Annotated in this window: 20 protein-coding genes and 1 tRNA gene; 10 read left to right on the top strand and 11 right to left on the bottom strand. The window is 42.1% G+C overall.

What is annotated here, in order from left to right:
• The first annotated feature begins 177 nt into the window (after window positions 1-177).
• Window positions 178-1,638 carry a glycoside hydrolase family 30 protein gene (locus tag IEX80_RS20005; RefSeq protein WP_188833913.1) on the top strand — a complete coding sequence of 487 codons (1,461 nt, stop codon included), beginning with the start codon at window positions 178-180 and terminating at the stop codon, window positions 1,636-1,638.
• Between the two features lie 53 nt (window positions 1,639-1,691).
• Here the strand turns inward: IEX80_RS20005 and IEX80_RS20000 are convergent, their stop codons facing one another.
• The gene (locus tag IEX80_RS20000; RefSeq protein WP_188833912.1) at window positions 1,692-2,573 is read right to left on the bottom strand and encodes an endonuclease/exonuclease/phosphatase family protein; all 882 of its coding nucleotides are present in this window, start codon (window positions 2,571-2,573) and stop codon (window positions 1,692-1,694) included.
• 216 nt (window positions 2,574-2,789) lie between these two features.
• Window positions 2,790-3,614, bottom strand: coding sequence for a formyltetrahydrofolate deformylase (purU, locus tag IEX80_RS19995; protein ID WP_188833911.1), 825 nt, complete (start codon window positions 3,612-3,614; stop codon window positions 2,790-2,792).
• A gap of 120 nt (window positions 3,615-3,734) precedes the next feature.
• On the opposite strand from purU, the gene IEX80_RS19990 reads away from it, so the two are divergent.
• On the top strand, window positions 3,735-4,157 hold the full coding sequence (locus IEX80_RS19990) for a hypothetical protein (protein ID WP_188833910.1): 423 nt from the start codon (window positions 3,735-3,737) through the stop codon (window positions 4,155-4,157).
• A 152-nt stretch (window positions 4,158-4,309) separates the two neighbouring features.
• Here the strand turns inward: IEX80_RS19990 and IEX80_RS19985 are convergent, their stop codons facing one another.
• Together IEX80_RS19985 and IEX80_RS19980 are read right to left on the bottom strand one after the other, a co-directional pair.
• Window positions 4,310-4,672: a hypothetical protein gene (locus tag IEX80_RS19985; protein WP_188833909.1), complete on the bottom strand. Its 363-nt coding sequence runs from the start codon at window positions 4,670-4,672 to the stop codon at window positions 4,310-4,312.
• Window positions 4,673-4,692: 20 nt separating this feature from the next.
• Window positions 4,693-5,295 carry a DUF998 domain-containing protein gene (locus IEX80_RS19980; protein WP_188833908.1) on the bottom strand — a complete coding sequence of 201 codons (603 nt, stop codon included), beginning with the start codon at window positions 5,293-5,295 and terminating at the stop codon, window positions 4,693-4,695.
• A gap of 287 nt (window positions 5,296-5,582) precedes the next feature.
• On the opposite strand from IEX80_RS19980, the gene IEX80_RS19975 reads away from it, so the two are divergent.
• A complete protein-coding gene (locus tag IEX80_RS19975) occupies window positions 5,583-6,626 on the top strand; it encodes a quinone-dependent dihydroorotate dehydrogenase (RefSeq protein WP_188833907.1) in 1,044 nt (347 codons plus the stop codon).
• Window positions 6,627-7,399: 773 nt separating this feature from the next.
• On the opposite strand, the gene IEX80_RS19970 is transcribed toward IEX80_RS19975, so the two are convergent.
• The 3 genes from IEX80_RS19970 to IEX80_RS19960 all read right to left on the bottom strand — a co-directional run bounded on the left by IEX80_RS19970 (window position 7,400) and on the right by IEX80_RS19960 (window position 8,470).
• Window positions 7,400-7,573, bottom strand: coding sequence for a spore protein (locus tag IEX80_RS19970; protein WP_090527770.1), 174 nt, complete (start codon window positions 7,571-7,573; stop codon window positions 7,400-7,402).
• Window positions 7,574-7,603: 30 nt separating this feature from the next.
• A tRNA-Cys gene (locus tag IEX80_RS19965) sits at window positions 7,604-7,674 on the bottom strand.
• A gap of 46 nt (window positions 7,675-7,720) precedes the next feature.
• Entirely contained in the window at window positions 7,721-8,470 is a 750-nt protein-coding gene (locus tag IEX80_RS19960; protein WP_176628576.1) for a TrmH family RNA methyltransferase, read from the bottom strand.
• On the opposite strand from IEX80_RS19960, the gene tamL reads away from it, so the two are divergent.
• The gene (tamL, locus tag IEX80_RS19955) at window positions 8,461-10,821 is read left to right on the top strand and encodes a translocation and assembly module lipoprotein TamL (RefSeq protein WP_090527764.1); all 2,361 of its coding nucleotides are present in this window, start codon (window positions 8,461-8,463) and stop codon (window positions 10,819-10,821) included. The genes IEX80_RS19960 and tamL overlap by 10 nt on opposite strands.
• Before the next feature lie 157 nt (window positions 10,822-10,978).
• Here the strand turns inward: tamL and IEX80_RS19950 are convergent, their stop codons facing one another.
• Window positions 10,979-11,512, bottom strand: a complete 534-nt coding sequence (locus tag IEX80_RS19950) for a hypothetical protein (protein WP_090527761.1) — start codon at window positions 11,510-11,512, stop codon at window positions 10,979-10,981.
• Between the two features lie 219 nt (window positions 11,513-11,731).
• Here IEX80_RS19950 and IEX80_RS19945 point away from each other — a divergent pair, with 219 nt between their 5' ends.
• The 5 genes from IEX80_RS19945 to IEX80_RS19925 all read left to right on the top strand — a co-directional run bounded on the left by IEX80_RS19945 (window position 11,732) and on the right by IEX80_RS19925 (window position 17,049).
• On the top strand, window positions 11,732-12,091 hold the full coding sequence (locus IEX80_RS19945) for a cupin domain-containing protein (RefSeq protein WP_090527758.1): 360 nt from the start codon (window positions 11,732-11,734) through the stop codon (window positions 12,089-12,091).
• 123 nt (window positions 12,092-12,214) lie between these two features.
• Window positions 12,215-12,988 carry an SGNH/GDSL hydrolase family protein gene (locus IEX80_RS19940; RefSeq protein WP_188833906.1) on the top strand — a complete coding sequence of 258 codons (774 nt, stop codon included), beginning with the start codon at window positions 12,215-12,217 and terminating at the stop codon, window positions 12,986-12,988.
• A 269-nt stretch (window positions 12,989-13,257) separates the two neighbouring features.
• A complete protein-coding gene (gene abc-f / locus IEX80_RS19935; RefSeq protein ID WP_188833905.1) occupies window positions 13,258-15,180 on the top strand; it encodes a ribosomal protection-like ABC-F family protein in 1,923 nt (640 codons plus the stop codon).
• 175 nt (window positions 15,181-15,355) lie between these two features.
• Window positions 15,356-15,787: a hypothetical protein gene (locus IEX80_RS19930; protein WP_188833904.1), complete on the top strand. Its 432-nt coding sequence runs from the start codon at window positions 15,356-15,358 to the stop codon at window positions 15,785-15,787.
• A 5-nt stretch (window positions 15,788-15,792) separates the two neighbouring features.
• On the top strand, window positions 15,793-17,049 hold the full coding sequence (locus tag IEX80_RS19925; RefSeq protein ID WP_188833903.1) for a type IX secretion system plug protein: 1,257 nt from the start codon (window positions 15,793-15,795) through the stop codon (window positions 17,047-17,049).
• Between the two features lie 337 nt (window positions 17,050-17,386).
• On the opposite strand, the gene gap is transcribed toward IEX80_RS19925, so the two are convergent.
• Genes gap through pfkA form a run of 3 tightly spaced genes read right to left on the bottom strand, consistent with a single transcriptional unit; the run spans window position 17,387 to window position 20,231 of the window.
• Window positions 17,387-18,382 (bottom strand): type I glyceraldehyde-3-phosphate dehydrogenase, encoded by a 996-nt coding sequence (gene gap / locus IEX80_RS19920; RefSeq protein ID WP_090527744.1) that lies wholly within the window; start codon window positions 18,380-18,382, stop codon window positions 17,387-17,389.
• A 6-nt stretch (window positions 18,383-18,388) separates the two neighbouring features.
• Window positions 18,389-19,237 (bottom strand): hypothetical protein, encoded by an 849-nt coding sequence (locus tag IEX80_RS19915; RefSeq protein WP_188833902.1) that lies wholly within the window; start codon window positions 19,235-19,237, stop codon window positions 18,389-18,391.
• A 7-nt stretch (window positions 19,238-19,244) separates the two neighbouring features.
• Window positions 19,245-20,231 carry a 6-phosphofructokinase gene (pfkA, locus tag IEX80_RS19910; protein WP_090527738.1) on the bottom strand — a complete coding sequence of 329 codons (987 nt, stop codon included), beginning with the start codon at window positions 20,229-20,231 and terminating at the stop codon, window positions 19,245-19,247.
• A gap of 129 nt (window positions 20,232-20,360) precedes the next feature.
• Between pfkA and IEX80_RS19905 the strand changes: the two genes are divergently transcribed.
• Window positions 20,361-21,053, top strand: a complete 693-nt coding sequence (locus tag IEX80_RS19905; RefSeq protein ID WP_371328320.1) for an NUDIX hydrolase — start codon at window positions 20,361-20,363, stop codon at window positions 21,051-21,053.
• Window positions 21,054-21,126 lie beyond the last annotated feature (73 nt).

Below are 21,126 nucleotides of genomic sequence, written 5' to 3'. Positions count from 1 at the left end.
ATTAAACTAAGATAAAATTTGGTATTAAGGCGTATCAATTTACCCGGCACGACCGTTTGAGGTGATAATTTATATCGTGATTTTTGCTTTTTTTTAATTAAGTTTAATAAATTTGACAACTCCGGTTAGCCACAGTCCAGGCTTGTAACCAAGCCGGTAAGCCTATTAATTAAACTCATGCAAAAAAAGTATTTAATTGCCTGTTTCATCGCGGGCGGATTATTAAAGATTGGCTTTGTCAGCGCCCAGGGTAAAGCGCCTTATTCGGTAATGGGTAAATCGGTCAAGGTGATTGTCTCTGAGCAAAAGGCCGGATATAAATTTAAAGAAACCGAAACCCTGAAGTTTGCAGATAAGCCTCAACCCGCAGAAACAGAGGTGGCGGTTTTTATTGATCCGTCCAAAACATTCCAAACGATGATAGGAATTGGTGGTGCGCTTACAGATGCGGCAGCCGAAACTTATGCTAAACTGCCAAAAGATAAACAGAAAGAATTTTTAACTGCTTACTATAATAAAGCCAAAGGCATTGGTTACTCTTTTGGCCGCACCAATATTCAAAGCTGTGATTTTTCGAGCGATAGTTACAGCTATGTAAAAGATGGTGATAAGGACTTAAAAACCTTTGATATCAGTCATGATAAAACCTACCGGATTCCTTTTATTAAAGCGGCCGCAGCGGCTGCGGGAGGTAAACTGACCATGTTTGTATCACCCTGGAGCCCTCCCGCTTTTATGAAAGATAATAACGATGTACTGCATGGAGGTAAGCTCAAAAAGGAATTTGATCAAAGCTGGGCCAACTTTTACGTTAAGTTTATTAAAGCTTATGAAAAAGAAGGTGTCCCTATATGGGGCCTTTCGGTACAAAACGAACCGATGGCTAAGCAAACATGGGAATCATGCATGTATACTGCCGAAGAGGAGCGTGATTTTGTAAAGAACTTTTTAGGCCCAACCTTGCAAAAACAAGGCCTGGCAAGCAAAAAACTGATAGTTTGGGACCACAACCGCGATTTGCTTTACCAACGCGCCAGTACTATCCTGGAAGATCCGGCAGCGGCCAAATATATCTGGGGCATCGGTTTCCATTGGTATGAAACCTGGACCGGGGCAGGCCAAAATTTTGAAGCTACCCGCCGTACCCATGAAGCATTCCCAGGCAAGAACCTGGTATTTACCGAAGGTTGTATCGAAAAATTTGATTTCAACAAGATCAGTGACTGGTCGCTTGGCGAACGTTACGGCCTTTCAATGATCAATGACTTTAATGCCGGTACCGTTGCCTGGACCGACTGGAACGTATTGCTTGACGAAAACGGCGGGCCAAATCACGTAGGCAACTTTTGCTTTGCCCCGGTACATGCCGACCTGCGCAACGGAAACCTCATCTACACCAGTTCATACTATTACATAGGCCATTTCTCTAAATATATTCACCCCGGTGCAAAACGCATTAGCGCGGTAGCCAGCAGGGATAAGCTGTTAACAACCGCTTACCAAAACTCCGATGGCTCAATTGCAGTGGTGGTAATGAACAAAACCGACGAAAAAATAGATTACAGCCTTTGGATAAAAGGAAAAGCGGCAGGCACTACTGCCCTGCCGCACTCAATTGCTACACTTATAGTGAAGTAATCTTTATAAAAATCTTTAGTTTAATCAATCAACTAAATCTCTGGTATGGTGGGTCATTTATGATCCACCATTATCATTACCGGGAAATGGTCGCTGGGCTCCTTAGCCTCATATTTATCCGATCCTTTAGCCTTTGCCCTGTAGGTATCCGTTAAGATCCCGTATCTCTTTACCGTAAAATCTTTGGTTACAAAAATATGATCGATACGGCCGCTGGTCTTACCATTAGCATCGAAGTCATTAAAAGTACCATTGGTAGCATATTTTATGGGCGATAGCTCATAGCTATCCTTCAACGTCCCCGAGTTATTGATTACCGCGTAGCTGTCAGACGTTTGATCAACATTAAAATCGCCCGATAAAATCGCAGGCGAGTTACCGCCTAAGTCTTTCATTTTTTTCAATACCAGCTTTGCGCTCTCACGGCGGGCAACAACACCTATATGGTCCATATGCAGGTTAAAATAGTAAAACTTGTACCCGGTTTTTATCTCCTGGAAATATCCCCATGAGCAGATTCTTGGAAGTGCGGCATCCCAGCCTTTGTTGGGCTTGTTGGTGATCGGTGCCATCCAGAAATCGCCATGTTTCAGTAGTTTAAATTTATCCTTTTTGTAAAAAATGGCCGAGAACTCGCCGGCAGTTTTACCATCATCCCGGCCTATGCCGGTATAAGCGTACTGGGGCATGGCCTGTTTTAAACCATTAAGTTGGTGTACCAACCCCTCCTGGGTGCCAAAAATATCCCAGTCATGAAAGCGGATGAGCTGCGTTATAACCGGCAGGCGCTGTTTCCAGCCATTACCTCGTACAGAATCATCATTTGTAGCATTATCATTACGTAAATTATACGTGGCAATAGTAAGCTGATGCTGGCCATAACTTGCTGAAACAGAAAGTATAGCCGTAAATAACAAAGAAAGTAGTTTTTTCATAGTAATATTTAGATAAGATGCCAACGGCACTTGAATAAAGTTAAAAGTAAGTTACACGCTGAAGAGTATTTAACCGGCGAAAACTTACGAGGGTTCAAAATTTTGTAAGCCAGGAGTAATTCTATTCAGAATTTAGAGAAACATGCAAGGAGGGCGGGAACAAGCTTAGCTTCGCATTGGCAGTATCGGTACTATCCCGAACATTGGCTGGTGTGTTTACTCAAACACCACCGTTTTGTTCTTATAAACAAATACCCGGTCTTCAAAAACAAGCTTTAGGGCCTTGGCTAATACGGCAGTTTCCACTTCCTGGCCGGCTTTTACCATGTCTGTCCAGCTATATGAGTGATTTACCGGAACAATTTGCTGGGCAATGATCGGCCCTTCATCCAATTCATTTGATACGTAGTGCGCTGTTGCCCCTATGAGTTTCACACCCCGTTCAAACGCCTGTTTATAGGGATTGGCACCTATAAACGCGGGTAAAAATGAGTGATGGATATTAATGATCTTCATCGGAAATTCAGCCACAAACAAGGGCGACAGGATCCGCATAAATTTAGCCAATACCACGTAATCAGGAGTATATTGTTTAATGGCACCGATCACCTTTTGTTCAAATTCAGCCTTGCTTACCTGTTCATGACTGATATGATAAAAAGGAATGTCAAATCGCTCGCATATGTTTTGCAGCTTGGCGTGATTACCGATAACGCATTGCACACTTGCGCCCAGGGTATTAAAGTGGTTACGCACCAGGATATCACTCAGGCAATGATACTCTTTGGTAGCCAGTACAACCACTTTCTTCACGGGCTCAGGGTTTACTGAAATATAAGCCCCTTCGGGCAGTATTTTACGTAATGAATCTTCGAGGCCGTCGTCGTCGCCTTGTTCAACTTCCAGGCGCGTAAAAAAAACATTTTCGTTATGATCAACATGCTCACGCATGGAAACTATATTGAGCAGGTGTTTAGCTAATGTTGCAGATATGGCCGCTACAAGGCCCACTTTGTCTTTACACTGTATTACAATAATCATGGTTTAATGATACAAAGAATTTTGCTGAATATACAACAGGCATTTCCCTTTAAATTATTTTACAACTTATTGTAGCAAAGCCATGTGCTGTACCGTAGGGTATCTTATAAACCCACAATTATGAAAATTATCCTGTTAGCAGCATCCGTAATTTTATTAGGTAGTATAACCGCCTGCAATAAAGGCAACCTTCCCGGCCCGGGCAGCAGCAGTATAGTTGGAAAATGGCGCTGGGTAAAATCAGTTGGCGGTATTGGCGGCTTTACCGTTACGCCACAAAGCAGCGGCTACAATATTCGAAATGAATTTTATGCTGATAGCAGTTTCAAAAGGTTCCAAAACGACCTGCTGCAGATCAGCGGCAATTTTCGCACTATTCCAAACTATCAATATAGCCCAACAGAAAAGGCAGAGATATTATTGATTTCCGGGCCTACTCTTGATACGCGCCCTGTTTCATACCTCATCAGGCACGATACGCTTTACCTGAATGAAATTTATATAGCCGACGGGTATAATGAGGTATATGTGCGGATGAAATAATTGCCGTTACTTACCCTGGCATCGCTGTGCTCGTTACCTCCTCTCTAAATACGCATAAAAAGAGGAGGGTATTTTTTCTTACCCTCTTTGCAAAGCAGAGAGGGATACTGACGGGGTGACTAAACTGTAAGCTCGCTTACCCTATAAAATAGTTATTTAGCGTAATGCCCTATCTTCATCATATCCCGTACGGCACTCGCTAATGAAATCTTCTCGTTATTATCAAGTTCCTTTTTCTTTTCGCCGTCATTAAACTGATAGGTAATACGCCCGTTATAATCGCTTTCGGCACTTATTTCAAAGTCATTGTTTTTGTATTTTACCTTCCCATTGGGCGAGATCCTGCTGATGCCCGTGCTATCAGCGGTAAAATACACGTGCCCCCAGTATTCAATCCGTCTTTCTCTGCCATTGCCATTTTCAGAAATTACTGTATGCCTTCCACCTATGTGGCAGGCATCTAACAAGGCTATCAAACCTATGACAACCAATACATAACCTAATAATTTTTTCATGTTGTTTTTTTTTAATGTGATTATTTTAATTGATGCTGCTCTTTGATGTTGAGCAGTTTTATAAAGCAGGAGCCGAGCGATACAAACCAAACCGACCAACCCAGGTGGGCCAATCTTTGAATAAGCCCGGTATAATTGTTTTGAATGATAGCTGAAGGAATGAAGCGGATAAAGATGAGCAGCATAATACTCAGGCTTAATAGCGAAAGCTTCCTGATCTGCCTAAACTCCTCTCCCCGCCATAAAATAGCAGATAGCAGCGCACCGATATAAAGCGTCAAAAACACCGGCCCGGATGCCGAATGCAGTGGGTTACCTGCATGAAATATAGTCGCCCAGCCAAACATGATAGGGAAACCTATCACTCCAAACACGGGCAGGATATTAAGCTGCAACTGGCTGCACGCAATAAACAGGCCCGCCATAAAAAACACACTGAGTACTGTATTAAGCAGCGTAAATGTTTCCATCAACGTTTCAGATTTTGTGCCGATAGCGCCCAGCTCACTGATAGTGTTGCTGAAATGATTGTAATTACCATGCACAAACCCACAAATAATGGTTGAAAGCCAAAATATAATGGGAATAATGATGCCTGTATATAGTAGCGGTTTAGTATCCATTTTAATAATATTCAGATTGTTTTAGTTCGATTAAAACAAAGTTAATATTAAACATGGTACTATACAATACATAGTACTATGTTTTTTATTTTATTTTTTCAAAACTGTTTAATGGCTTCGCCAAAATGTGTTAGTTTAAAAATGGATTGACGAAACCTGAATTGATTTAGATGCACTTCGCTCTTGTCAGGCAGGGAGGCAATACAGCATAGGATCACAAAGATGAAACAGATGCCGGTTATACCATACTTTTATTCACCATTACAAAAATGTGCTAACTTCGCGGCATGTATCAGTTGATAAAACCCATCCTGTTTAAGTGCGATCCGGAAAATGTGCATTACTTTGTTACCCGCAACCTCAAGCGCTTTAATCGTTTTCCGGGCGGTGCATCGTTAAGTAAAGCGATGTGGGATGTAAAAGATCCGAAGCTTGAACGCGAGGTTTTTGGTCTGAAGTTCAGGAACCCGGTTGGCCTGGCCGCGGGTTTTGATAAAAACGCCGAAATGATGGGCGAAATGGCCAACCTTGGTTTTGGTTTTGTTGAGATTGGCACTGTTACACCGCTGCCGCAACCTGGTAACGAAAAGCCACGCATGTTTCGCCTGCCGGAAGATAGCGCGCTCATTAACCGCATGGGGTTTAATAATTTTGGTGTAGACATAGCTGCCGAACGAATCGCAGCTTTCAGGCGCGATCAGAAAAATATCAACAAACAACTGATCATTGGCGGCAACATTGGTAAAAACAAGGTTACCCCTAATGAGGATGCTGTTAACGACTACATTAAATGCTTTGACCGCCTGTTTGATGTAGTTGATTATTTTGTAGTGAACGTAAGCTCACCCAATACCCCGGGCTTGCGCGCCCTGCAGGAAAAGGGGCCTCTGATGGAAATCCTGAACACATTACAGCAACGCAATAGTAAACATGGTATCAGCAGACCTATTCTGCTAAAAATAGCGCCTGATTTAACTGATTCCCAACTGGATGATATTGTTGACATCGTACAGCAAACAGGTATAGCTGGAGTAATAGCCACTAATACTACTATCAGCCGGGAAAACCTTTCATCGCCGTTAAAAGAAGAAACCGGCGGGTTGAGCGGTAAACCGCTTACCAAACGCTCAACAGAAGTGATTGCTTATCTGCATAAAAAGTCTAACGGTTCGTTCCCTATTATAGGAGTAGGAGGAATTCACTCCGCCGAAGACGCCATTGAGAAGTTGAATGCCGGTGCATCATTGGTGCAGTTGTATACTGGTTTTATTTATGAAGGGCCGGGATTGATTGGAAGGATCAATAAAAAGATCCTGAACCGTGATTTATAGGATTTGAGGATTATCCTGAAATATGTATTTCGACGCCAAGTTCCTCGTTTCTGTATCTTCTCGGGAACTTTAATGCCTTTGCGTTTGTTGAAAGATATTTTTAGTATCCCATGAGGATGGGGTGGTCGAGACACTAACAAAGTCGAAAGCTTTAATACGGGATTTGCTGCTTATCGCAAAAAGCTTTACCCGACTTGTAAAAAAATGCTGCAAAATTTGCAAACCTATGTTCAGTATAACTACTCTCAAACTCATGCAACTCAGTAAATGATGTTTTTAGGTTAAATTTTTAATTTCAAGAAATCATTTATTCAAGCTAATGAGTTCATTTTCTACTGCCGGGGGGGCTATATTATTGATCCTAACTTTATTTGCATCCGCAATATTCACTTTGTTTTCAGTTCGATATTTCCTAAATAAATTTATTGAAGATGATAGAAATCTTATCTTTTATGCAAAGATGACATTGATTTTCATTGGAAGTTTAGGATTAAGTTTGATTGTTTCTTTTGTGATTCTTTCATTTTTATTTGTTGGCCGTTAATATATTGAAGGAATAAGTATCAATAAAAATCTCCCAATTTTCATATAAAAGTTATCATAGCAATTTCTAAAGAATTTTTTCCACGTTGTTCCCAATTTGGGTGATTTTGTAGGTGCAAAAGGCTATCAAGGTCATCTTCAAATCCTAATAATCATGGTTCAAACACAAAAAAAAGTCCCGCCGGAAACCGGCAGGACTTTAAAGTCTTTTCTTCCGAAGAAGGAGAGAATTATTTGCCTAATGCGATATCTAAAGCTGCATTGTTTTTAGCTATCTGGCTGTGTTTTGACTCAGCAGAACGGCTTCCGTATTCTAGGTTAGTAGCCAGTTTCAAGAACTGTACTTCTAAGCGTGAAAAAGTTTTATTTCTCCTGTCTTTTCTTTTTAAACGAGTAACGCCCATTGTCTTTTATTTTAAATTTTTTTAACCCTGAGGTCGGAAGCGGATTCGAACCGCTGTAAAAGGTTTTGCAGACCTCTGCCTAGCCACTCGGCCATCCGACCCTTTTTTAAGGACTGCAAAGATAGTAATTATTTTTAGCGGACAAATTTATTTGAACGAATTTCTTTTTATTTCTGAACATAATATGGCCGTAGCTATAGCTACATTCAATGATTCGGCATAGCCTATCCGGGGTATGGTTACTGTTTTATTTATTAACTGCTGTATTTCAGGGCGTAAGCCATTACCCTCGTTGCCCATAGCCAGTAAACCTTCACGGCCGAAATTGGTGTTGTAGATATTTTCGCCATCGAGCATGGCGCCAAATAATGGGAGCTTTATTTCGGGGATGATAGTCATTAAGTCGCCGTAATGCACATTTACCCGTGCTAATGAGCCCATGGTAGCCTGCACCACTTTGGGGTTATAAACATCAACGGTATCATCTGAGCAAATAATATCGGTAATGCCAAACCAGTCGGCCGTGCGGATAATAGTGCCCATATTGCCGGGGTCCTGCACCCCATCAAGCACCAGCGAGAACTTGTTTTTCAGTAAGTTATAATTTAATCTGGGCCATTTTGGTATTTTTATCAAACCAATTACATCCTGTGGGGTTTTCAAACTGCTGATCTTTTCCAGATCGGTCAATGAAATTTCCTGAAAATTTATTTTTCGGGATAAATTCATCATTTTTGGAGCAATTTCGGATGTATGGTATATAGCATCAACCTGGTATGCAGCGTTTACAAACTCAACAACTGATTTGTAACCCTCAACCAAAAACAAACCATGCTCTTTACGGAATTTTTTATGTTGTAAGGATTTTAATAAACTGATCTGTGATTTTGAAAGCATATACTAAGCCTGCTGTTTACCGCCTTACAATATTAAGTATTTTACTGGTTATTATCGGTTCGGGCTGCAGCATTACCCGTGGCATCCGCAAAGACCAGGCACTGGTGCGCAAAATTACTATAAAAGGTATTGACGAGCAATTTGCGGAAACCGCTATAAATTATGTGGATAAGGAGCAACAACCCAATAACTGGCTCAACCTGCAGTTGTACTATACTTTTAGCAATAAAGGTAAAAAAAATATAGGCGAGGCCCCCGTTGTTGTTGATAGTAACCTGATCGAGTACTCGCGTGTACAGATGGAAAAATACATCCGGAGCCGTGGTTACCTGAAAGCGAAGGTCACCGACAGTGTGGTGATAAAAAAGCAAAAAGCTGAGCTGATTTTTACTGCTAATGAAGGTCCTATGTTCCGCATCCGCAAATTTACCGATAGTATTGCCGATAATAATATTAAAGCATTGTATAACGGTAATCGTAACAGGATCTCGCACATACAGCCAGGCGGCAGGTTTGACACCGATAGTTTAGCTTACGACCGCGACCAGCTCTATTTGCTCATGAAGCATAACGGTTACTACGATTTTTACAGGCAATATATCAATTTTACCTATGATTCCACCTTTAACAGCAGTGTGGTTGATGTAAAAATGATCATTGATAACCCGGCGGGGAAAACACAGCACCCGGTTTATACCATCAACAATACATTAATTACGATATCAAACAGCCAGGGGCGTACACCGGGCAAAGTTGATACGATACAGGTTGATTCACAATTCAGGTTTGTTGACTATTCAAAAAGGTTTAAACCAAGGGTGGTAACCGATTACGTTTTTCAGAAAAAAGGCGAGATCTATGATATTGATAAGCAAACACGCACCACCACTCGCTTATCCGAGTTAAATGTTTTCAGAAATGTGCCTAACCCCGTCTACGAAAAACTGAAGGATAGCTCTAACAGGCTTAATACCCGGATAGATATCGTGCCGCTTAAACGGATGAGCGACCGTGTAGAGGGTGAGGTGCTTTTTAGCGGCGGTCGTTTTGGTTATAACGTGGGTAACACCTTTACCGACAGGAATTTATTTAAACAGGCCGCTATATTGCAGTTAAAAGTTAACTGGAGTATCCTTTTTGATAATGGCAATAATGTGGGTAATGATCACAGTAGTATCCAAAACCAGGAGTTTAGGGTAGGAGCACAGCTTGTCTATCCGCGGCTATTGCTTCCGTTCAAATTTCCGTTTCTTGGTAAATTTGCGGTTCCACACACCACATTTTCATCAAACTATTCGCTGTTTTACCAAAAGGACCTGGTTAAGCGCGAAAGTTTTATCAATTCCATTACGTACGACTTTTTTGATACGCCGTATAAAACACATACCATTACGCCTATCAACATTGAGTTTTCGAGGGGCATAATTGATCCGGCTGCAAGGGCGGCGCTGCTTGCACAAAACAGGTACTCCTATGTTTATTTAATCGGGCGTACGGTTTTTACATCCGGTAGCCAATACACTTACCAGGTTAATGCCATAAAGCTTAATGGTTATGAAAATTTCACCTATTTCCGGGGCAGTTTAGATATTGGCGGGAATTTTCTTAACCTGGTAAGCAATCTCACCAATGCTCCTAAAGATACTCTTGGGCAACACAAGCTTTTTGGATATACTTTTGCGCAGTATACCAAAGTTGAGCTTGATACGCGCATCTATCGAAACTTTGGTGGCGAGAAACAATTTGTTTTCCGTATAAACCCGGGTATAGGTATCCCTTACGGTAATAGCAATCAGCTTATTTTTGAAAAGAATTTTTATGCAGGCGGAGCCAATGATATCAGGGCCTGGCTGCCGCGAACCTTAGGACCAGGGCAATTTAACCGGGGTGCGTATTACGGTACCGATGTTAATAACCGGGCACGTTTGAAATATCTTGACCAGTTTGGCGAGATCAAGTTTATAACCAATGCCGAGTACCGGTACCTGTTGGCAAATAACTTTTTTGGTGCAAAACTTAAAGGTGCGGTTTTTGTTGATGCCGGTAATGTATGGCGCTTGCATGATGAGCCTGATAACCCCAACGGACAGTTTAAACTGAACAACTTTTTAAGCTCAACGGCTGTAGGTATTGGTACCGGGTTGAGGTTCGACCTAAGCTTCTTCGTTTTTCGGCTTGATGCCGCCTTTAAACTTAAAGACCCGCAATTTAGCGGAGCTAACCAATGGGTGCTTGTTAACCATGCCGGCGAACTGTTTAGCAAAGGTTCATTCAAACAAGCTTACAAAGCAGCCAACGGAGAAGATTACAACTTTATGCAGTTGAACTTTGGCATTGGATTACCTTTTTAAGATTTTTAGGTAAAAGGATAAAGGTGAAAGGCAAAAGGTAGCTGCAGCTTTACGTGTGCATCTGTTTTTTTAAAACTTTTACTTTTCGTTTTACTTTCACCTCTCCATAAAAAACCTTTGACCTTTCGCCTTTGACCTTTCGCCTTTGACCTTCCTTCTAAAACATATTCTTCAACCCATCAATAATGCTTTCAAAAAAGGTTGGAATGCTTAAGCCGTTGTGGTAATTGAAATACAGGAAGATACAGAAGATTACTACGGCAATAATGATAAACCGCTTAAACATATAAGCCAGCAATACCAGTAACAGGGGAATGGCTATCAACAGTACCCAGCTGATATGGAATGGACTTAGTTTACTATCATGCTTGTAAATGTAGTATAGTATGGCATGTGTGCCGGAATCGTTCATATGTTTGGCGTACAGGAAGGTTGAACGGTCAAGCTTGTGGCGGTAAAAAGCCGTGCCTTTGTCAAACTTAAGTTCTTCGGTAAAACCGTTCATTACAAAGGTGAAAATGCCGTTTACATTTTCCTGTATCACGCCTGCAGTATCGGTTGCAACTACGGCTACCTCATCAACCGCAAAGGGGTTTTCTTTAATTACAAAATGGTTGATAGCAGTTTTATCGGCAAACGCAAAGCTGTGTGCTGCTGTAATAAAGCAAAAAATAAGTAAAAGTTTTTTCATGGTTTGATAGAAAGCTCTTATCGGTGCTGTAATTATCTGCAATAAAAATAGCGTTTTTTATGAGCTATCGGTTAAAGAAATAAATACTTAAAGGTTTACTGGAAATAGGTAATCTTTAACACTAATCAAAATGAACACTTTACATAAGTGGTACAACTGCGTTATAATAATTACATAATAATTGAGCTGAATTAGCACTTAAATATTAGTTTAGCCTGCATGATAAAAGCCTACAGGTTATATACCGGTGATGACGGTCATTCGCATATACAAAAAGGGATGGTTGAATTAGGGTCGCTTAACGAAGCTCTGGCAATAAGGTTCCAGGAATCGGAACCGCATGCGTTTTATGATTACCATAATGCCCCAACCAATCAGTATGTGATAACCCTTACCGGTACGCTTGAATTTGAAACCTATCCCGGCGAAAAATTCATACTTAGGCCCGGCGAGATCCTGATAGCCCAGGATATAACCGGAACAGCACACAAATGGCGACTGATGGATGATGAGCCCTGGAAACGGGTATATGTTACCTTTGATCCGGAAAAACCGATAAATTTTGTGGCTGATAAATAAGAACTGTTGCTACAATTGTGGAGGCACGTAATATTCCTTTTACAAATACTGGCACAAAACCCGACAAAATTTTAATAGTTATAGCAAATCAGTATTTTCGGCAAATACCCTTATAATCCTCAAATGAAAGATACCAAACAAAACTACCGTCGACATTTTTTAAAAACCACCGCTGTAGGCACGCTTGCGGCTATGGGCATACCCTCAATTGTTTCATCGGCTTTAGCTGCCGAAAGACCTGCAAAAAAGCTAACCTTTAACCAGGGCGATGTAGTGCTTTTTCAGGGCGACTCCATTACCGACTGGGGGCGTGACCATAGCAAAACCGAACCCAATACTACCAGCGCTTTAGGCTCGGGCTATGCTTTGTTAACTGCTTCACAATTGCTGCTTAAACACGCTGATAAAGGTTTAAAAATCTACAATAAAGGTATCAGCGGTAATAAAGTATATCAGCTTGCCGAGCGCTGGGATACCGATTGTCTTGCCCTTAAACCAAACATATTAAGTATTCACATAGGCGTGAATGACTTTTGGCATACCCTTACCAGTGGTTACAAAGGTACAATAGATACTTATATCGCCGATTACAGGGCGTTGCTTACCCGTACCAAACAAGCCCTGCCCGATATTAAACTGGTGATCTGCGAGCCCTTCGCCGAAAAAAACGTGAAGGCCGTTGATGATAAATGGTACCCCACATTTGATTCATTCCGCAAAGCTGCTAAAGACATTGCTGCAGAGTTCGATGCGGTATTTGTGCCTTACCAATCGGCATTTGACCAAGCCGAACAAACAGCACCGGCCACCTACTGGAACCTTGACGGCGTACACCCCAGTGTAGCCGGCGAAGCCCTTATGGCACAAACATGGTTAAAAGCGGTGGGAGCTCTTTAGAAGGTAAAAGGCTAAAGGTGAAAGGCAAAAGGTAGCTGCGGCTTTGCAAATAAAAGGTAAAAGGCTAAAGGTGAAAGGCAAAAGGTAGCTGCGGCTTTGCAAATAAAAGGTAAAAGGTAGCTGCAGTTTTGCATGCTTCTTGGTGTATCTTTGGCCTTTCTATTTATCGCATTTTAAAAGCCTTTCGCCTTTTACCTTTCTGCTTTCACCTCCTCCTAAAGAACCTTTCACCTTTCGCCTTAAAACAAAAAGCGTATCTTTGCGCGTAAATGATTGCTATAAATAACCTTACGTTCGAGATTGGTGCGCGGGCCTTATATGATGAAGCCAACTGGCATATTAAACCCGGTGAAAAAATTGGTTTAATTGGTGCCAACGGTACTGGTAAAACCACCCTTTTAAAAATTATTGTAGGCGACTATAAGCCTACCTCCGGAACTGTTTCAATGGCTAAGGACCTTACCATGGGGTACCTTAACCAGGATCTGCTTTCATACTCATCTGATAAAAACATCGTACACGTGGCTATGGAAGCCTTTGAGCGCCAGAACCAACTGCACGACGAGATAGAGAACCTGCTTAAAAAGCTGGAAACGGATTATAGCGAAGATCTTTTAAATAAACTGAGCGACAAGCAGCATGAGTTTGAACTGCTTGACGGTTACAATATCGAATATAAAGCCCACGAAATTTTAGCCGGTTTGGGTTTTAGCGATGACGATTGCAAGCGTAAGCTGAGCACCTTTTCGGGTGGATGGCGCATGCGTGTAATGCTGGCCAAGATCCTGTTGCAGGCACCTGATATCCTGCTGCTGGATGAGCCTACCAACCACCTCGACTTGCCATCTATCCAATGGCTGGAAGATTACCTGAAGGCTTTTACAGGTGCTATCATCATCGTATCGCACGATAGGTGGTTTCTGGATAAGGTAATTAACCGTACGGTTGAATCGCGCAAAGGCAAGCTTACCGTTTACGCGGGCAACTACTCTTTCTATCTCGAAGAAAAAGCCCTGCGCGAAGAAATTCAGCGCGGTGAGTTTAAAAACCAGCAATCAAAAATTAAACAGGAAGAGCGTTTGATCGAGCGTTTCCGTGCCAAGGCTTCTAAAGCTAAAATGGCGCAATCCCGCATCAAAATGCTGGATAGGATGGAGCGTATTGACGATGTGGATGACGATAATCCATCCGTTAACTTCGCTTTCCGTTTCAGCAAGCAATCGGGCAGGCACGTGATCACTTTAGAGGATATCACCAAAAAATACCCTGCTATCGATATTCTTGACCATGCCGAAGCTGTAATTGAAAAAGGTGATAAAATTGCCCTCATCGGTGCCAACGGTAAAGGTAAATCAACGCTGTTGCGTATCATCGCATCGGCCGATAAGGATTATACAGGTACGGTAACTACCGGTCATAACGTAACTACTACTTTTTTTGCCCAGCACCAACTGGAATCTTTACACCTCGAAAATCAGATATTACAGGAGCTGCAATCATTTGCCCCCAAACATACTGATACCGAGTTGCGTACCATTTTAGGTTCATTCCTGTTCACCGGTGACGATGTGTTTAAGAAGATCAAAGTACTCTCGGGTGGTGAAAAATCGCGCGTAGCACTGGCTAAAGCGCTTACTGCCGATGCTAACTTCCTGGTACTGGATGAGCCTACCAACCACCTGGATATGCAGTCGGTTAATATCCTGATCCAGGCGCTTGACCAGTATGAGGGTACTTTCATTGTGGTATCGCACGACAGGTATTTCCTTGATAATGTAGCCAATAAGATTTGGTTTATTGAAGATCAGAAGATCAAGATTTATCCGGGTACTTATGCCGAGTTTGATGAATGGTATGCCAAACGTAAACTGGAGCCCAAAGCTGCCGCGCCGGCACCTCAGCCTAAAAAGGAAGAGAAAAAGCCCGAGCCGGCTAAACAGCCGCAAGGCGAAAACAAGCATCAGCAGCTTAAAAAACTAAATCAGGAACTGGCTAAAATGGAACAACAAATTGCCGACCTCGAAAAAGAGGTAAAGCAGTTTGAGACTCAGCTGGCCGATGAAAAAATATATAGCGATAATGCCAAACTGAAACAAACCAACGCCGCCTACGCTGCTAAGCAAGCCGAACTGAAACAAATTCAAGATAAATGGGAAGCACTTGCCGAGCAGATTTTGGAGTTGGAATCGTAAACCCCACCCAACCCTCCCCGAAAGGGAGAGGGCTTTGATGAGCGTGTGGAGTAAACTGTTATTGTGAATTAACGTCCCATCAATTAACGTCCCATCAGGGTCTCTCGAAGAGGGCCCTGATGAACACGAAAGTCGCTATTGCGTTGTAATAGCGACTATAAACCTAAATTAATAAATGACCAATCAATACCGTAGCCTTGTCATTGCTATAATAATATCCAGTTGCCTTATTATAGTTGGGGCAGGTCACGGCGCGGTACCAATGATGTTGATTGAAATCATGGCCCCGATAGCAAAAGGGCTTAAGTTTTCATTACAACTATCCAATAATAATGAAGACACCCTTGCGGCATCAGCGTTGTTCTTTTTTATCGGACAACTTTTGTTGTTTTTCGGTACACACAGAATGCATGTAATTACACGGCTTATTGGTGTTATATTTATGTGGACAGGTTTATTTTACCAGACACATAATATGTCCAACGATGGTGGTGCTAAGTTTACATTTGCTACAGGCGCCCCATTCTTATTTTTATCAATTGCATTGTTTAGTTTTGATGTCAGGCAGAATTGGCTGCAGGATAAAACAGATATTGAAGAGGAATGAAATTGATGAGATTTTTTTTGAGGATCGCGCTCCTTATCTTATTTGCTCAACAAAGCTTTGCACAACAATCCCCCTACAACAACAACGTTTACTCTCCGGCTATAAAAAGCGTTGAGTTTTATAACACTGCCAAGCAGGGCTCTTTCCCGGTTATTAATTTGGGGACCGATGAAAAGGTGCTGCTAACTTTCGATGACCTGCGCGGGGGCAGCCGTAATTACTATTATACCATTGAGCATTGCGATGCTAATTGGAACTCGTCAAACCTTTCATCTGCCGAGTACCTGCAAAGCTTTACCGACGACCGGCTGTACAATTACAGCTACTCAACCGGCACCATGCAAAAATATACCCATTACGAAATTTCGTTGCCCAACAATAACATCGCCCCCAAAATATCGGGCAACTATGTGCTGAAGGTTTATGAAGATGGCGATCAAAACAAAATGGTGCTTACCCGCCGCTTGTACGTGCTGGGCAAACGTGTTTCGATAGCTGCCGATCTGGTAGCTTCGGCCAATAATGCTACCCGGCAAACTAATCAAAAAATCAATTTTACGGTTGATTATTCGGGCCTTGTTGTGCAGAACCCAGCTTATGCCCTGCGTACTTTTATTATGCAAAACGCCCGTACCGAAACGGCGGTGCTTAACGGGCAGCCAACTTATATTCGTGGTTCGCAGTTAATTTATAATGATGTAAGCATTAATGATTTTCCGGGCCGTAACGAGTTCAGGCTATTTGATATGCGTACGCTCAAACTTAACTCGCAAAGGGTAGCCAAAATTTACAAAGACTCCGTTAACGTAGTGGTACTGCTTGGCGACCCCGTGCGCGACCAGTCCAACTACATTTTTCAGTACGATAACGACGGTAAGTTTTACATCCTGAATAATGATGGTACCACGCCGGCCACCGATGCCGATTACGCTCACGTATACTTCACGTTATCAACCAATAAAAACCCTAAAGACGGAGCACCTTATGTGGTAGGGCAGTTTAACAATTACCGGCTTGATGATAGCAACAAGCTACACCCGCTTGATAACGGAAGATACACCGTAAACATGCTGCTAAAACAAGGCGTGTATGATTATGAATACGTTTGGGTAGATGCTAAAACCGGCAAAGCTGATGATATCCCTTTTGAGGGCAGCCACTTTGAAACTGAAAACGAATACCAGGTACTTACCTATTATCGTCCTCCCGCGGCCCGTTGGGATGAGCTGGTGGGTTATAGGGAGTTGGTGACGAAGAGGTAGATCTCTCCTAAATCCTCTCCCTTTTGAGAGGGTTTTGAATACCAGCAAAGCAGGACTGCCACGAACTACTGACTACTTTAATAGTTAATAATTACAGAGGCTTGCAAGTTGTAAACGATTTTGCTACCTGCGGGTTAATGGGGCAATTGGTTGTAAAGTAAAGTTCAAACATCTGCACAATCAATAGTTTTCATGTATTGTTAGATATTAAAGCGTAGGTGCCTGCTACAAATTAATAAATTTTCTGAATATCCATGCGGCGTAGTAAGCCCTCTCTAACAAAAAACGCCCTCCGGTTATCCGAAGGGCGTTTTATATGATCTAAAAAAATCAGCGATTATAATTTGCCAATTTCCTGAACAAGGTCAATCAGTTTGTTTGAGTAACCCCACTCGTTATCGTACCATGAAACAACTTTTACGAAGTTATCATTCAGACCGATACCGGCTTTAGCGTCGAAAATTGAAGTACGCACATCGCCTTTAAAGTCTTCAGATACAACTTCATCTTCAGTGTAACCAAGGATACCTTTTAATTCGCCTTCAGAAGCTTCTTTCATAGCAGCTTTGATGGTTTCGTATGAAGCACCGTTTTTCAAACGTACAGTTAAGTCAACTACAGATACGTCGGCAACCGGTACGCGGAATGACATACCTGTTAATTTACCTTTTAACTGAGGTAAAACTAAACCTACTGCTTTAGCTGCACCTGTTGATGAAGGGATGATGTTTTGGTAAGCACCACGACCACCTCTCCAATCTTTTGCAGATGGGCCGTCAACTGTTTTTTGAGTTGCAGTAACAGCGTGTACAGTAGTCATCAAACCTTCTTCGATACCAAATTTATCGTCCAATACTTTAGCGATAGGAGCTAAACAGTTGGTAGTACATGAAGCGTTTGAAACGATGTTTTGATCGGCTTTCAACGCTTTGTGGTTAACACCCATTACAAATGTAGGGGTATCATCTTTTGCAGGAGCGCTCATTACTACTTTTTTAGCACCGGCGTCGATGTGTTTTTGAGCAGTTTCCTGAGTTAAGAACAAACCGGTTGATTCAATTACAACCTCAGCACCTACTTCATTCCATTTAAGGTTAGCAGGGTCTTTTTCGGCAGTAACGCGGATGGTTTTACCGTTAACAACCAAATGACCGCCTTCAACAGCAATAGTACCATTGAACTGACCATGGGTTGAATCGTATTTTAACATGTAAGCCATGTAATCCGGCTCAACAAGGTCATTAATACCAACAACTTCAATGTCTGGTCTTTCAATTGCAGCCCTGAATGCCAGGCGGCCAATACGGCCGAAACCGTTAATTCCTATTTTCATGATTTTTTAATTTTTACTTGAATAGTAGGTTAATAAATTATTTATGGGTTCTTTAATTATGTTAGTGATTTGCAGATCAGCTTCGGCGGCAGCTTCATACAAGTGTTCCTGAAAATTAAAAGCAACAGAGCCTGCAAAGTGAACAGACGTACCCGGGTGTTGCTGATATAAAGGTAACAAATATGTGGAAATTAGCTTGCTAAATCCTTTTTTTATGACGTTTTGCAGATGATGATCGTTTTTATTATCGAGATAAAAATCGGTGAAGGAACTTAAAAATAAAGCAGGTTGCTTTTGACGATAAACCTTTTCGAGCAGATTTTTACGGTCTGCATCGTATTTGTGTATAAACTTTTTACGGATAGATAGAGGCAGGGTATCGTTCATGAATTCCTTGATGAGCTGCCTGCCTAACCAGTTGCCCGATCCTTCATCGGCCAGGATATAACCCAAGCCATAATTGTTTGGCCAAACTCTTTTTCCATCATACCAGGCGGCGTTGCTGCCGCTGCCGCAAATGCTCACAATGCCGGGTTCGTTTTTACAGCAGGCTATAGCCGCCCCGGCAATATCATGCTCAACAGAAACTTTTCCAAACTTGAAAAAGGTTGAAAAAGCACTATGTACTATCTTCTTCCGCTCATCTGACGAGGCGCCCGCACCAAAAAAGTAGATGCGTCTGATCACTTCGGCGTGGTGTATAAGATTGATGTTTTTATTGAGCAGTTGAAGGATGTGCTTCTCGTCGTTAAAATAGGGATTTATGCCATTGGTTTTAAAGGAAGCAACAGTTCTTCCCTTATCAGTAAGCCTCCAATGTGCAAAGTACGATCCGCTATAAACAACTGCAATCATTAATAATCTATATCGATAATATATCCATCATTTGTAAAAGGTCTTCTTCAAGCTTAAACTCGTGCTGGTTAAGTGCTGCTTCCAGGTCTGTCATCATGATCTGATTGGCCTGCAAACCTACCATTTTTTGTGATTCGCCGGCAACCAAAGCGTTAACTGCTGCAAAGCCAAGCCTGCTGCCCAAAATACGGTCAAAGCTTGACGGCGCACCGCCCCGTTGCAAGTGGCCTAAGATAGTAACTTTTATGTCGTAATTTTTAACTTCTTGTTGTACAGCCTTTGCCACGTCATAAACACCGCCGTTTTTATCACCTTCGGCAACAATTACAATGCTTGATGATTTTTTGTTCATGTGGCCCTCTTTAAGGTTTACGATCAAATCATCAATAGCAGTAGCGCGTTCAGGAAGTAAAATAGCTTCGGCACCGCATGATATACCTGCACGCAAGGCAATAGCGCCCGAGTCGCGGCCCATAACCTCTATAAAGAAAAGGCGGTCATGCGCATCGGCAGTATCGCGGATTTTGTCGATAGCCTGGATAACCGTATTGGTAGCGGTATCAAAACCAAGGGTATAGGTTGAACCGCAAAGGTCATTATCAATTGTACCCGGTACGCCCATTACTGCAATGTCGGGATACTTACGTGAAAAACGCAGGGCACCGGTAAAAGTACCATCACCGCCAATAACCACAAGGGCATCGATACCACGGGCTTTGGCGTTTTGGTATGCTATCTCCATGCCCTCGTCAGTTTTGAAAGGCAGGCAACGCGCGGTTTTTAAAATGGTGCCGCCCAAATTAAGGATGTTACTTACCGAGCGTTTATCCATTTCATACATGTCGTTTTCGATAAGGCCTTTATAACCCTGCCTTATACCTACAACTTCCAGCCCGTTATACAGTGCGGTCCTCACAACGGCACGTATACAAGGGTTCATTCCGGGGGCGTCACCGCCTGAAGTTAAAACCCCTATTTTTGAAATTTTACGCATCTTTCGCTCCTTAATTTTACGCTACGAAGATACTGTGTGTAAATTACACCATTAAATTTTATTTATTTTTTTTTGGATTAGGAATTAAGGCTATATCTTTAAACTTATTAACTAAATCTCACTAATAGTTTGGAACTAATGTTACCCAAGTTTGATTCCGTATTCTCGATTGACTGCGTGATATTCGGCTTTGAAGCCGGCGAGCTTAAAATTTTGCTTATTGAGCGAAACGAGGAGCCATATAAAGACTGGCTTGCACTGCCCGGCTATATTGTTGAGCAAGACGAGAGTATTGATGATGCGGCTGAGCGGATCCTGTATGAGCTTACAGGTTTACGTGATTTGCACATGCAGCAGTTTCATACTTTTGGCGAAGTGAACCGCCACCCCCAGGGCCGTGTAATTACGGTTGCTTACTATGCATTGATCCGCATAAACGGGCAAAAGGAATTACGACCGGTTACCCAATATGCCAAAAAAGCATTCTGGCATCCGGTAAGCGAATTGCCTAAACTGGCGTTTGACCATAGTGAGATCTTTAAAACAGGGTTCAATAAGATAAAGCGCCGGCTACACTACCAGCCGATAGCGTTTGAGCTATTGCCCGAAAAATTTACGCTTACCCAATTGCAGTCGCTTTATGAGGCTGTTTTGGATAAGAAGCTTGATAAACGCAATTTTCGCAAAAAGATGCTTAGCTATGGCTTTTTGAAGGAGCTTGATGAAAAGCAGAAGGGGGTATCATACCGCGCCGCTAAACTGTACAAGTTTGATAAACGTAAGTACGGCAAGATTTTTCAGGGAGAGATGAATTTGGTATAGCTTTTAGAGAGTCAGGAAGTCAGGACAGAGTCAGGAAGTCAAGAATCAAGAGCCAAGAAAGAAATAGAATTAT

The sequence above is a fragment of the Mucilaginibacter rubeus genome, assembly GCF_014643835.1.
GTDB classification, from domain to species: domain Bacteria; phylum Bacteroidota; class Bacteroidia; order Sphingobacteriales; family Sphingobacteriaceae; genus Mucilaginibacter; species Mucilaginibacter rubeus.
This window is presented reverse-complemented; position numbering and strand designations above follow the sequence as displayed.